Origin of the sequence: Agrobacterium sp. MCAB5, from assembly GCF_052114365.1 — a bacterium.
Classification (GTDB): Bacteria; Pseudomonadota; Alphaproteobacteria; order Rhizobiales; family Rhizobiaceae; genus Agrobacterium; species Agrobacterium tumefaciens.
In genome coordinates this window covers 895,637-909,001 of sequence record NZ_JBFREP010000001.1, presented here as the reverse complement: position 1 = coordinate 909,001, position 13,365 = coordinate 895,637, and the positions used below count along the sequence as shown (strand labels likewise).

Below are 13,365 nucleotides of genomic sequence, written 5' to 3'. Positions count from 1 at the left end.
TCATTTCTCCCTTAGAGTTTTTTGTCGCATTTCCCGGACGTAAAACAACTACGCGCTTTATTGGAAATGCTCTGGTGTATCGCGCAGGTGATCGAGCCCCTTGCGCAGAGTCTCGATGATCTGGTCCACCTCCGAGCGGCTGATCGTCAGCGCCGGTGAGGCCAGCATGCGGTCGCCGGTGGCACGCATGACGAGGCCGTTTGCCAGGCAATGGTTGCGCACGGCGGTGCCGATGTCATCCGGCTTGGCAAAACGCCTGCGGGTCGCCTTGTCGGCCGCAAGCTGCAGGCCACCCATGAGGCCGACATTCACTGCCTCACCCACCAACTCGTGGTCGGTGAGGCTTTTCCAGCCTTGCGAAAAATAAGGGCCGATATCATCCCGCACCCGTTCCACCAGCCCCTCATCCTCGATGATACGAATATTTTCCAGAGCGGCGGCGGCGCAGACGGGGTGGCCGGAATAGGTGAAGCCATGGTTGAAATCACCGACCTCGGACAACATCACCTCCGCCACGCGGTCGGAAACGAGGACGCCGCCAATCGGCAGATAACCGGATGACAGGCCCTTGGCGACGGGCGCGAGGTCCGGCTCCACGCCGAAATGCTGGTAGCCGAACCAGAAACCGAGGCGACCGAAACCGCAGATCACCTCGTCGGACACCAGCAGAATGTTGCGCGCCTTGCAGATGCGGGCGATTTCCGGCCAGTAGGTTTCCGGTGGCACAATGACCCCACCGGCGCCCTGAATGGGTTCCGCCACGAAAGCCGCGACATTCTCTTCACCGAGCTCGTCTATCTTCGCTTCCAGTTCGCGGGCCACCTTCAGGCCGAATTCCGCGGGTGAGAGATCGCCGCCTTCCGCATACCAATAGGGTTGGCCGATATGGGCGATACCCTCGATCGGCAGATTGCCCTGCTCGTGCATCCACTTCATGCCGCCGAGCGAAGCGCCGGCGACCGTAGAGCCGTGATAGCCGTTGCGGCGAGCGATCACCTTGGTCTTCGTCGGATGGCCGAGCGCCTTCCAGTAGACACGCGCCATGCGGAACCAGGTGTCGGTGGCTTCCGAACCGGAATTGGTGAAGAACACATGGTTCATCTTCGGCCCGGCACGGGAAGCGATCTTCTGAGCCAGAAGTGTAGCTGATGGTGTCGTAGTGCCGAAAAAGGCGTTGTAATAGGGCAGTTCGTTCATCTGGCGCTGCACGACATCGGCGATCTCGCGGCGTCCGTAACCGATATTGACGCACCATAGTCCGGCAAAGGCGTCGAGATACTTCTTGCCGGTGCTGTCATAGATGAAGACGCCTTCTGCACGCTCGATGATGCGGGTGCCGCTCGCGTTCAGCTTACCCATATCGGAAAAGGGGTGCAGGTGATGGGCGGCATCGATAGCGGCAAGGTTGGACACCGGCTTGGAGACTTCATTCATGACAGATCGCACTCCCGCAAAGACGACGGCGCCTTCCGGAGCCGCACCCGACCAAACATGGCCGGGCGGCTTCGATTTGGCAAGACTGGCGTTTTTTGGGGGATCGAGACGATGAGTCGGCCTTGCCGCTTGTTTCTTCTCCCTCGCCGGGGAGAAGCAATGCGCCGCTACCTTTAAGCAGGTTCGATTCCAGCGTTATGGAGGTGGTGCGCTACGCCAAGACCCCTCGCCCCACCAGCACCTTCAATTCGCCGGCATGGACTTCAAGTGCCACGTCGCGCTCCATCGGCAGCAATTCGCCATCGATGACGCAGCGCACGTCATGGCGCTTCTTGGGGAAATGAAGTTCCACACCCGTGACGGTCGTGGCCGTTACCGCAGCGTTTTCCTTCAGCTTGCCGCGCAGGATGTCGAAAGCGAGCCTTGCGACGCCCGAGGGGCGCAGGGGATCGGTGAGATAGAAGCCGAGATGGCCGCCCGAGACATTATCCGCGACCAGAAGCGAGTTCTGCCCGAATTCATTGTTGGAGACGGAAATTGCTGACACCTTGCGGCGCTGCGTCTTGCCATTGACCGTATATTCCACCTCGAAGACCGGCGGATTGAGAATGACGCTGATGGCGGCGCGGACGCTTGCCTTGATCTTGCCAAGGCGGGAGGCGAAGGCGAGGTTGTTGCGATAGCGCACCATGCGCGAATGCAGGCCTGCGGAAAACTGGTGGACGAAAAGACGGCCGTTCGCGCTGGCGATATCGACATTGGCGATCTCGCCATTCGCCAGTGTCTCCAGGACGTGGCGGATATCGAGCGGCAGCTTCAGCGAGCGGGCGAACAGGTTCATGGTGCCGGCCGGTACGATGCCGAGCGCGATGCCGTGTTTCCAGGCGATACCGGCAGCGGCCGAAATCGTTCCATCACCACCGCCGGCAATGATGCCTTCGATATCAGGCTCATCGGCGGCGCGTTCCATCTCCTCGACGACTTCCTTGCCGGAGACCACGCGGCAGTCGATTGTGTGGCCGGCGCGGGAAAAGACCTCGCGGGCGTGGTCGCAATAGGCATCCATATCCGTGGTGCGGAAGGTGCCGCCGTCACGATTGAAAATTGCGATGAGCTTCATATTTCCAACCTGATCCTGTGAGGCAGCCGCGCGTAAATGCTTGGGGTTATATAGGGTTCCAAACACCATCGCGTGAAGATGCTCTTTTGCCGAGAATCGCTCTACCGCAATGCATCATTTCATGTTAGATATCACTTAAGGTCATTTTCATGACCGCGCATCTCCAGTCAGGGCAGGCCGTTCCCATACGGTCTTGCCCTTTTTTCTGTGGGGTCCTCCCCCTTTTCAGGTCGCAATGAGCCATTCGAATTTGTCGGAAGCCCGCCTCGAGGCGGAGAGTGAAACCGTTGTTGCGGCAAGGCCTGCCGTGGTACTGACGCCGTTTGCCGTCGCACTCATCGAACTGGCGCTTGCGGCCGGCGGTTTCGGCATCGGCACCGGCGAATTCGCCATCATGGGCCTGCTGCCTGACGTCGCAACGACCTATGGCGTCACGGTGCCCCAGGCAGGTTACGTCATCACGGCCTATGCGCTGGGTGTCGTCATCGGCGCGCCCATCATCGCGGTGCTGGCTGCGCGCATGACGCGGCGCACCCTGCTTCTCGGCCTCATGGGACTTTTCGCACTAGGCAATATCTTAAGCGCAGTCGCACCTGATTTCCTGAGCTTCACCGTGCTGCGCTTCATCACCGGCCTGCCGCACGGCGCCTATTTCGGCGTTGCAGCGCTGGTGGCCGCCTCCATGGCGCCAATCCACAAACGTGCCCGCGCCGTTGGCCGCGTCATGCTTGGCCTCACCATCGCCACGCTGCTTGGAACGCCGCTTGCCACTTTCTTCGGGCAGATGCTTTCCTGGCGCGCGGCCTTCATGCTGGTCGGCGGCATCGGGCTGTTGACCGTCGCCCTGCTGTGGCTGTTCCAGCCGCGCGACAGGGTAGAGGAAGGTGCCAGCGTTTGGCGTGAACTCGGGGCTTTCCGCCGCGTGCAGGTGTGGCTGACGCTCGCCATCGCATCGGTCGGTTTCGGCGGCATGTTCTCGGTCTTCAGCTATATCGCCAAGACCACCACCGATGTCGCGATGATGCCGGTTTCCACCGTCTCCATGGTGCTCGCCCTCTTCGGCATCGGCATGAATGTCGGCAATGTGGTCGGCTCGCGGCTGGCCGATATCTCGCTCAACGGCACGATCGGCGGCATGCTCGCCTTTAACGTGGTGGTCATGGCCGTGTTCGGCATGACGGCGCATGACCCGTTCATGATGTGTCTCTGCGTCTTCCTGATCGGCTGCGGTTTTGCCGCCTGCCCCGCCGTGCAGACGCGGCTGATGGATGTGGCAGCGGATGCGCAGACGCTTGCGGCTGCCTCCAACCACTCCGCCTTCAACATCGCCAACGCGCTCGGCGCATGGCTTGGCGGCATGGTCATCGCCATGGGCTATGGATATGCCACCACCGGTTATGTGGGCGCTGTTCTTTCGCTTCTCGGGCTTGGCGTTTTCCTTGTGTCCGTCACCGTCGAACGGCGCGCAAAAGCCGGCTGAAAGCCGGTTTTTCAGCGGCCGGAACACCCGTTCCGGCACCTGCAATAAACCTTACGGAAATTTCACGATCGGCTCGCTTGACTCTTTTTGGTTTCGGGCGCAACACGGCGTTACGCGCAGGCCGTGACCCGGCACAGCGCGGATTTTAACGGAGCATCATTTGATGTCTAGCGACAGTAGTAGTCGATTGCCTTTGCCGAAAGCGGCGAACGGGAACTGATCCGGCACCTGTCGGCTCACCACCGCGTTCGTCGTAATCGGCGAATCGACGGAAAGGTGAGCAATCATGAACTTCCACACCCTCTCCCAGAGAGCCAGCAAGGCCGCACGTCTTCTCCGCAGCGGAAATGCCGGTTCCACCACCATTGCAGAACGCGTCGAGCACCTCAACACACTCGATACGCATGAGGCAGTCGCTGCCCTGCTCGCCATGCCGCAGGCAAAGGCCGTCGCCATTCTCGACCGGCCGGAACTGCATGACGCAGCCGCCATCATTGCCGGCATTCCGCTTGACCAGGCCGCCCGCTTCGTCAACCTGATGTCTGACGACCGCGTTGCCGACGTCATGGCGGAAATGGACGAAGAGCCGCGCGCAAAGCTGTTTTCCCGGCTGGATCGCACGACCGCGCTCTCCATCAAACATCTGATGGGTTATCCGCCGCGCACCGCCGGCTCGATCATGACCACGGAATTCGTCAGCGTGCCGGATAACTGGACGGTGGAACAGACCCTTTCGCACATCCGCGTCGTCGAGCGGTCGCGTGAAACGGTCTATGCCATCTATGTGCTGGCGCAGGACGGAACGCTGTCCACCGTCGTGACGCTGCGTCGCCTGCTGACCGGCGAGGCCGGCGCCTCCATTCTCTCCGTCGCATCGAAGGAAGGCATCGTCTGTGCCAGCCCCTTGATGTCGCAGGAGGATGTTGCCCGGCTCATCCGCAAGCACGACCTTCTGGCGCTTCCCGTCGTTGACGATCATTCGCATATCCTCGGCATCGTCACGGTCGACGACGTGATCGACACCATGATCGCCGACACCACGGAAGACGCCCACAAGTTCGGTGGTATGGAAGCACTCGGCAAGCCCTATATGGCAATGGGTTTTCCGGACATGATCCGCAAGCGCGCAGGCTGGCTGGCTGCCCTGTTCCTGGGTGAAATGCTGACGGCAAGCGCCATGCAGCATTTTGAAGGCGAGCTGGAAAAAGCCGTCGTGCTGACGCTGTTCATTCCGCTCATCATGTCATCAGGCGGCAACTCCGGTTCGCAGGCCACCTCGCTCATCATCCGGGCGCTGGCGCTCGGCGAACTGAAGCTTTCGGACTGGTGGCGGGTGCTGCTGCGGGAAATCCCGACGGGCCTGACGCTCGGCTGCATTCTCGGCGCCATCGGCTTCCTGCGTCTGACCATCTGGCAGCAGGCAGGCTTTTATGATTATGGCGACCACTGGCTGCTGGTGGGCGCCACCGTCTTTGCCGCACTCGTCGGCATCGTCACCTTCGGCTCGCTGGCCGGCTCCATGCTGCCATTCCTGCTGCAGCGTCTGCGGCTGGATCCAGCCAGCGCATCTGCGCCGTTCGTCGCCACGCTGGTGGATGTCAGCGGCCTCGTCATCTACTTCTCGGTGGCGCTGGTGATCCTCAGCGGCACGCTGCTCTGAAACACAAAAGGCCCGTTCGAAAGAGCGGGCCTTTTCATTTGCAGCGTTTTCGACAGGGCAAGCACCCCTCAACCGCCGGCGCTTATAACGCCCGTTCCGAGAAGTCCCAAAAGAATGACGCCGATGACCACCCGGTACCAGACGAAGGGCATGTAGCTCTTGGTGGAGACCAGCTTGAGGAAGACAACGATCACGGCGTAACCGACGACGAAGGCGATCAGGGTTGCAAGCCCCGTCTGGCCCCAGCCTACAGGGTTCTCCTCGCCGATGCTTTTGAACAGCTGGTAGAAACCGGAACCGAAAACGGCGGGAACGGCGAGCAGGAAGGAATATCGTGCGGCCGCCTCGCGCGTGTAGCCTAACAGCAGGCCGGCGCTGATGGTGCCGCCCGAGCGCGAGACGCCGGGGATGAGCGCCATGGCCTGCGCGAAACCGAACAGGATGCCATCACGCCAGATCAGCTGGTTCAGCTTGTAGTGCTTCTTGCCGATCCTGTCGGCGACGCCGAGAATGATGCCGAAGACAATCAGCATTACGGCGGTGATATAGAGATTGCGCAGCGAATGCTCGATGGCATCCTTGAAGAACAGGCCGAGCAGCACGATCGGCACCGAGCCGACGATGATCAGCCAGCCAAGCCGCGCATCGGACTTGTCATAGGGTCCGAGGCGAAGGTTCTGCCGGAGCCAGGCGGCGGCGATCCGCATGATATCGGACCAGAAATAGACCAGCACCGCCGCTTCCGTGCCGATCTGCGTAATCGCCGTGAAGGCGGCGCCCGGATCCGCCCCGGAGGGCAGAAACTCCCCGGCTATCCTCAGATGCGCGCTTGAAGAAACCGGAAGAAATTCCGTAAGTCCTTGCAAAAGGCCGAGAAATCCGGCCTCCAACCAACCGATGCTCATGTGATTTGATGTCCCTGCTGCGAATCGAATTCGCAGCATTATGCATCAAACCGGGCAAATCCGTGTTGCATCGCACCATGAAAAAGAAGTGCCGGAGGGCTTGGTTTTACCCGTGATTTTTCAGGCCGCCTTCTCCGCAGCCTCGGGATGAAGGGTGTACTTCGCGCCGTTCTTGCACACGACATGGGCGTCGCCCCAGCTTTTCAGCGCCGAGATCACCGGCTTCATAGTTTCGCCAAGTGGCGTCAGCGCATAGTCCACGCGCGGCGGCACAACCGGGAAGACGGTGCGCGAAATCAGGCCCGCCTCTTCCAGTTCCCGCAGCTGCTTGGTGAGCATGCGCTGGGTGACGCTTGGGATGTGGCGGCGCAACTCGTTGAAGCGCAGGGTGCCCTCGTTGATGAGGTGATAGAGGATCACTCCTTTCCATTTGCCGTCGAGAAAACTCAAGGCAGACTCCACCGGGCAGCCCGGAAAATTGCCGGTAAGCTTGGCGCGCGGTCGCGACATCACAGTATCCTTTTTGTATGTATCATCACAAAATGTGCATTCTTGCGATCGATGTTCATATGTATCAAGTAAGAGGCACGCAAACAAGCAAAGGAGACTGTTCATGCGCGCCATCGGTTACAAGACGAGCCAGCCCATCACCGCAACGGATGCCCTTATCGACCTCGACCTGCCGCAGCCGGAGGCGACGGGGCATGATATTCTGGTGGAGGTGAAGGCCGTTTCGGTCAATCCTGTTGACACCAAGGTTCGCCGCAACCAGGCGCCGGAAAACGGTGCTGCCCGCGTGCTGGGCTTTGATGCGGCGGGCGTGGTGAAAGCCGTCGGCGACAAGGTATCGCTGTTCAAGCCCGGCGACGAGGTGTTTTACGCTGGTGTCATCAACCGCCCCGGCTCCAACAGCGAATTCCATCTGGTCGATGAGCGCATCGTCGGCGCCAAACCAAAGTCGCTGAATTTCGAGGAAACGGCGGCACTGCCGCTGACCGCGATCACGGCCTACGAGACGCTGTTCGACCGGCTGCGGGTGACAGAGCCCGTTCCGGGTGCGGCAAATGCTGTTCTGGTGATCGGTGGCGCCGGCGGCGTCGGCTCGATTGCCATTCAGCTTCTGCGCGCACTGACCGATCTCACCGTCATTGCCACGGCTTCGCGGCCGGAAACGATGCAATGGGCCAAAGACCTCGGCGCGCATCATGTCGTCGATCACAGCAAGCCGATTGCCCCGCAGGTGGAAGCGCTTGGACTTGGTGCACCGGGCTTCGTATTCTCGACCACCCATAGCGACATTCACGCCGCAGACAGCGTGGCGACCATTGCGCCGCAGGGCCGTTTTGCGCTGATCGACGATCCGGCCGGCGGTTTCGACGCCATGGCGTTCAAGCGCAAATGCGTTTCAATCCATTGGGAAATGATGTTTGCCCGCGCGGTATTCCAGACGCCCGACATGATCGAACAGCACAAGCTGCTCAATCACGTTGCGGAACTGGTCGATGCCGGCAAGATCAAGACGACGTTGACCGAAGTTTTCGGCACCATCAACGCCGCAAACCTCATCAAGGCCCACGCCTTGATTGAAAGCAACACGGCCAAGGGCAAGATCGTGCTTTCGGGCTTTTGATCTACACGTCACACGAAGTGGGAGGTGCGCGCCTGATAAAGCGCGCCCTTCCCGGTCAATCGTCTTCCGGATCTTCCGGGCATGGCCATGCGGCAGGCGTCGTCAGGCCGCTCGGCAGTTTTGTCTTGGCGTCGCCGCAGGCGATGTCGATCTGTTTCTGCTCAAGGCCGGTGGCGGCGGAAAGATCGACCCCCTCAATGCGGGTCAACAGCAGGAAGGCGTTGGCAAAATCCACCGCGCCGCCGAGCTTTGCGCCCTGGAAGCTGGCACGCGACAGATTGGTCAGCGAAAATTTCGAGCCGGACAGGCTGGCATCTTGAAACTCGGCACGCCCGAGTTCAGCCTTGGTAAAATCCGCGCCGTCCAGTTTGGCCTTGTTGAAATTGGTCCGCTGCATTTCCGCATTGATGAATTTTGCGCTGGTGGCGTCGGCGGCGGAAAAGTCACTGCGGTAGGCTTCCACCTTCGTCAGGTTGGCGCCCTGCAGGTTCGCCTCTCCAAGAGCCGTCCGGATGAGTTTCGCCTTTTCAAGATTGGCGCCCTTCAGCGAGGAGCCGCGCAAATCCGTATAGGTGAAATCCGTGCCGTAAAGCATCGCCGAATCGAGGTTGCTGCCGCCCAGCATCAGGAGCCGCTTGTTGCATTCGCGCCAGTCGATGCCGGCCATGGCGTCGGCGCGGCAGCTGGCGGCCATCAGCGGGCTGCCACTGAGCGAAACGGCAACTACCATACCTGCCGCCAGACCGGCGACGATCCTTGTATTCCGCACGATATTCAGCCTCTGAAAGCCGGACATTCCATCACTCCTGCCGCCGCGCGACGGCCCAAACGCAACATATGCACATTCAAGGCGTTACCGCATTCCTGACCCACAATCCATGGACCAAGCAAAGCTACAACACCCCAACATCCTATATGTAAGAAATCGAAGGGCAATCCACAAATACTAGGGGGGACGAGACTTTCGATGCCTCGCGCACGCGACGTCATCCTTTCGCTCGTCGCGAGGATCCAACCACGTATCGTGAAATCAATCGGTTGCAGATGCCCGGGGCAAGCCCGGGCAAGACGAAGGTTGCCGGCAGACCAGCACCGCGATCACATATTGGCGTAAACCGGCCCTTCGCCACCCTGCGGCGGCACCCAGTTGATGTTCTGGTTCGGATCCTTGATATCGCAGGTCTTACAGTGCACGCAGTTCTGCGCGTTGATCACGTAGACCTCCTCGCCGTCCTTCTCCACCCACTCATAAACGCCGGCAGGACAATAACGTGTCGAGGGACCGGCATAGACGTCGTGTTCGGAACGCTTCTGCAAGTCCATATCCTTCACCTGAAGATGCACCGGCTGGTCTTCCTCATGGTTGGTGGAGGACAGGAACACCGATGACAGCCGGTCGAAGGTCAAAACGCCGTCCGGTTTCGGATAGGCGATCGGCTTGTGTTTGGAGGCCGGCTCAAGGCTCTGCGCATCCGTCTTGCCGTGTTTCAGCGTGCCGAAAACGGAGAAACCGAACAGCTGGTTGGTCCACATGTCGAGACCGCCAAGGCCGACGCCAACAAGCGTGCCGAACTTCGACCACAGCGGCTTGACGTTGCGCACACGCTTCAGGTCCTTGCCGATATCGCCGTCACGCCATTCCGCCTCGATCTCGGCCACTTCATCATGGGCGCGACCGGCGGAAATAGCCGCGGCGATCTTTTCCGCCGCCAGCATGCCCGACAACACCGCATTGTGGCTGCCCTTGATGCGGGGCACATTGACGAAACCGGCCGAACAGCCGATCAGCGCGCCGCCGGGGAAAGTCAACTTCGGCACCGACTGGTAACCGCCCTCGGTAATCGCGCGCGCGCCATAGGAAATGCGCTTGCCGCCCTCGAAAGTGTCGCGGATGGCCGGATGCGTCTTGAAGCGCTGGAATTCCTCGAAAGGATAAAGATAGGGGTTCTTGTAATTGAGATGCACCACGAAGCCGACGGCAACGAGATTGTCCTCCAGATGATAGAGGAACGAGCCGCCGCCGGTCTTGAAACCGAGCGGCCAGCCGAAGGAGTGCTGCACGAGGCCCTGTTTGTGGTGTTGCGGCTTGACCTGCCAGAGTTCCTTGATGCCGATGCCGAATTTCTGCGGTTCGCGATCTTTCGAAAGGTCAAACCTGGAAATCAGCTGCTTGGCGAGCGAACCGCGCACGCCTTCGCCGATCAGCACATATTTGCCATGCAGCTCCATGCCGCGCGTGAAGGCGGGACCGGGTTCACCGTTCTTCTCGATGCCCATATCGCCGGTGGCGACACCGATCACCGCGCCTTCTTCATTATAAAGCACTTCGGTGGCGGCAAAGCCCGGATAGATCTCGACGCCTAGCGCTTCCGCCTTTTCCGCCAGCCAGCGACAGACCAGCCCAAGCGAGACGATGTAATTGCCGTGATTGTTCATGAGCGGCGGCATCATGAAGTTTGGCAGACGGATGGAGCCCGCAGGGCCTAAGAACATGAACTGGTCGTCCTTGACCTCGGTCTTGAAGGGATGCCCCTCTTCCTCACGCCAGCCGGGCAGAAGCCGGTCGATGCCGATGGGATCAACCACGGCACCTGAGAGAATATGCGCGCCGACTTCAGCACCCTTTTCCAGAACGACGACCGAAAGCTCCGGCTCGACCTGCTTCAGACGGATCGCGGCGGCAAGGCCCGCAGGACCCGCACCGACGATCACAACGTCGAATTCCATCGCTTCGCGTTCCGGCAGTTCCATCGCTTCCGTCATCTTGTCCTCTCACCTCGCCGGTCCCATCCGGCTGTTGTTATATACGCTTCCGGCATTCGCACCGTGTTGCCTGCACTGGCCGAAAAGCCAGTCTGCGACAACACATTCGCCCTAGCCTGTCTTCGCAAAGCACGACGCCTTTGTCGAGCTTCCATAGCGGCAAAACATGTCGCACGCCACTCAATTGTCAGACAACCTGATGAGTATTTTATTACTTTTACGTTCAGGTAAATTTGAGAATAAAACAACACGTATCGGCGTCAAGCGCAACTAGCAGACAGCGATAGCCTCTGGATTGCATGTCCCAGTCTCTTCTTCTCGTTTTACATCCCTACGCTGCAAGAGGAACCGAGGCGCAGAGAGCATAAGTCTCTACCTCAGTCGCACCTTCAAGGCATCGCAAACTGCTTGATCATAAGCAATTATTCCTGATGCAATTGACTCCAAATCCGTCTGGACTGCGGTCAATGTGTCCGTTCGCTGTACTTTGAACTTGTGAGCGACATCACCTCTCTTCGCGCCGAATGAATGCATGGCATTCATGAGAACAATGTCCACCGACGCAGGATCAACGCCGACAGGAACAAATACCCTGCCCTGGTCTTTATCGATGATGCCATTATTGGACGTGATTACCGCACGGTATCTAGAAAATGCCTCCTTAGAAAACTCCTCAATATTAGAAACCAATTCCGTTGACAGCTTAGACTTACTTTTCACCGACACCTCATCGACGAGTTTTGACGAAATCAGCGCCACCAATGTCTTAGTTATGATACCCTCGCTGGCGAATGTTGTTCTTGCACTTAGCGCTGCAGCCAACCCCAAATCTTCAATATACTGCTCCAGCGCAGCATGGCACAACAATATATACGATTGCAACTTAAGGTGCTGCAGCTCTGTTTCGCAGCCGAGCTTATTGATCCCGCCCGTTATTTTCCGAGCTGCTCGCAGGGACTTCTTTAAGTTAGAATAATACTGTGTCGGTGACTTCATTTTATATCCGGCACCGCTATAGAAATCCCAGTGGTGTCAAGCACCGCCTGATACCAAGCTGCAAATCTATTTCTGGTTGATTCGGGCGACTTGGTCGTTGTTTCTACAGCCTTGATAAAAGCCGGCGTGGAGGTAGATATCAGTTCATAAGCAGCTTTCAGTTGGCCCGGATTGTCGGCAACCCAATTTCGCAAAGCAGCGTTAGACAAAGACCCGACTAGGACATCGAATACCGCACGATTAAACCTAGTTTCGTAAACCCCGCCTGCATACTTCCGGCAGAAGTGGCGTTCGCCGAATTCCGTGAATCCTGCAACAATCGCGTCATTCATCCCTTGAAGCAAGCGCTCTGCTTCGAGAGCGGCGTTATCGTTGTCTGCAAATTCGACATTCTTAATTTTACAGAATTCATCAAGAAAGGCCTTGAGGTCCCCAGAGTACTGAACCTGCTGGTCGCTGAAGGACAAGTATCTTATCGCCAGCTCAACATCTGACATTCGCGCGTCGGGCTGGCGCTTATGCAAGAGATGATGAAGTGGCCCAATATTTTCCGTCCAAGCTATGATGAATTTTAGGAAGTCTCCTGGGAGTAAAGACATCCTCAACTCCATTGGAGACAACTTGACGCTTCCAGAGTTCAACCTGTAAAATATTTCATATAGAACAGACTCATTCTCCCAACCTCTTAACACGGTAGTGCGTAGAGGTTCGTTTCTAAGACGGTCACCCCAATCATCGAGAGACTCTAGATCACTCCAACTCTTTCCGTTCAAAACGGTTAGGATACGCAATCCCCTTAGCTTAAATGTACGACCATCAGCAAACTGACCGTCAATAAACTCCTTGATGGTCGTCAATCGCTGCTTACCGTCGAGCACAAGGAAAGAGTTCTTCTGGCCGGCCTTAGAGGCTAGCAAAATTTGCGGAATTGGAATTCCTAGCAGGAGCGACTCGATGAACTGCGATTTCGATTTGCCCTGCCAAACATTTCGCCGTTGGTACGCCGGGTCTAGTTGAAGCTGCTTGCCTATCAACTCGTAGATGGTACTGACGGTCCAATCACTCGGAGCAATTAGAAGCCTTTCAAAATCCTGCGGAGAGACCTTGATATCGTCTTCGTTTTCTAGAGCATCATCAATTTCAAACTGGTCGCGGTCCTCCCAGTCTATGTTTACGCTGTTCGCTGGCACTGTTTGTCCCCATATAAATCAGTTCGCAATTCAAACCACTCGGTAAAACGCTATAGATTCTGAATGGCAGGATCAAGCGCGAGCGGCGATGACTATTTTCACTATTGGTGCACAACAATGAATGTAATGGAAGCTTCGCCGGCCGATTAAAGATCACGTAGATCAAAGTCCAAGCTGGGCCAACGCC

11 protein-coding genes are annotated in these 13,365 nt (G+C 58.2%); 3 read left to right on the top strand and 8 right to left on the bottom strand.

What is annotated here, in order from left to right:
* Positions 1-57: 57 nt before the first annotated feature.
* On the bottom strand, positions 58-1,434 hold the full coding sequence (locus AB4Z23_RS04470; RefSeq protein WP_421476520.1) for an aspartate aminotransferase family protein: 1,377 nt from the start codon (positions 1,432-1,434) through the stop codon (positions 58-60).
* A gap of 211 nt (positions 1,435-1,645) precedes the next feature.
* Positions 1,646-2,554 (bottom strand): diacylglycerol/lipid kinase family protein, encoded by a 909-nt coding sequence (locus AB4Z23_RS04465; protein WP_013635775.1) that lies wholly within the window; start codon positions 2,552-2,554, stop codon positions 1,646-1,648.
* A gap of 235 nt (positions 2,555-2,789) precedes the next feature.
* On the opposite strand from AB4Z23_RS04465, the gene AB4Z23_RS04460 reads away from it, so the two are divergent.
* Positions 2,790-4,034, top strand: a complete 1,245-nt coding sequence (locus tag AB4Z23_RS04460; RefSeq protein ID WP_421476518.1) for an MFS transporter — start codon at positions 2,790-2,792, stop codon at positions 4,032-4,034.
* Between the two features lie 286 nt (positions 4,035-4,320).
* Positions 4,321-5,694 carry a magnesium transporter gene (gene mgtE / locus AB4Z23_RS04455; RefSeq protein WP_013635773.1) on the top strand — a complete coding sequence of 458 codons (1,374 nt, stop codon included), beginning with the start codon at positions 4,321-4,323 and terminating at the stop codon, positions 5,692-5,694.
* A 68-nt stretch (positions 5,695-5,762) separates the two neighbouring features.
* Here mgtE and AB4Z23_RS04450 read toward each other — a convergent pair whose 3' ends face one another.
* On the bottom strand, positions 5,763-6,599 hold the full coding sequence (locus AB4Z23_RS04450) for an undecaprenyl-diphosphate phosphatase (protein WP_421476516.1): 837 nt from the start codon (positions 6,597-6,599) through the stop codon (positions 5,763-5,765).
* A 120-nt stretch (positions 6,600-6,719) separates the two neighbouring features.
* Positions 6,720-7,109, bottom strand: coding sequence for a winged helix-turn-helix transcriptional regulator (locus tag AB4Z23_RS04445; RefSeq protein WP_003512185.1), 390 nt, complete (start codon positions 7,107-7,109; stop codon positions 6,720-6,722).
* Between the two features lie 103 nt (positions 7,110-7,212).
* Here AB4Z23_RS04445 and AB4Z23_RS04440 point away from each other — a divergent pair, with 103 nt between their 5' ends.
* A complete protein-coding gene (locus AB4Z23_RS04440) occupies positions 7,213-8,229 on the top strand; it encodes a zinc-binding alcohol dehydrogenase family protein (RefSeq protein ID WP_441360008.1) in 1,017 nt (338 codons plus the stop codon).
* Positions 8,230-8,284: 55 nt separating this feature from the next.
* On the opposite strand, the gene AB4Z23_RS04435 is transcribed toward AB4Z23_RS04440, so the two are convergent.
* The 4 genes from AB4Z23_RS04435 to AB4Z23_RS04420 form a co-directional block, all read right to left on the bottom strand.
* Positions 8,285-9,025, bottom strand: a complete 741-nt coding sequence (locus AB4Z23_RS04435; protein WP_013635767.1) for a pentapeptide repeat-containing protein — start codon at positions 9,023-9,025, stop codon at positions 8,285-8,287.
* Positions 9,026-9,327: 302 nt separating this feature from the next.
* Positions 9,328-10,992, bottom strand: coding sequence for an electron transfer flavoprotein-ubiquinone oxidoreductase (locus AB4Z23_RS04430; protein ID WP_421476514.1), 1,665 nt, complete (start codon positions 10,990-10,992; stop codon positions 9,328-9,330).
* A gap of 372 nt (positions 10,993-11,364) precedes the next feature.
* On the bottom strand, positions 11,365-11,988 hold the full coding sequence (locus AB4Z23_RS04425) for a HEPN domain-containing protein (RefSeq protein WP_019564054.1): 624 nt from the start codon (positions 11,986-11,988) through the stop codon (positions 11,365-11,367).
* Positions 11,985-13,178: a DUF262 domain-containing protein gene (locus AB4Z23_RS04420; RefSeq protein ID WP_019564055.1), complete on the bottom strand. Its 1,194-nt coding sequence runs from the start codon at positions 13,176-13,178 to the stop codon at positions 11,985-11,987. The genes AB4Z23_RS04425 and AB4Z23_RS04420 overlap by 4 nt, the downstream gene beginning before the upstream one ends.
* Positions 13,179-13,365 lie beyond the last annotated feature (187 nt).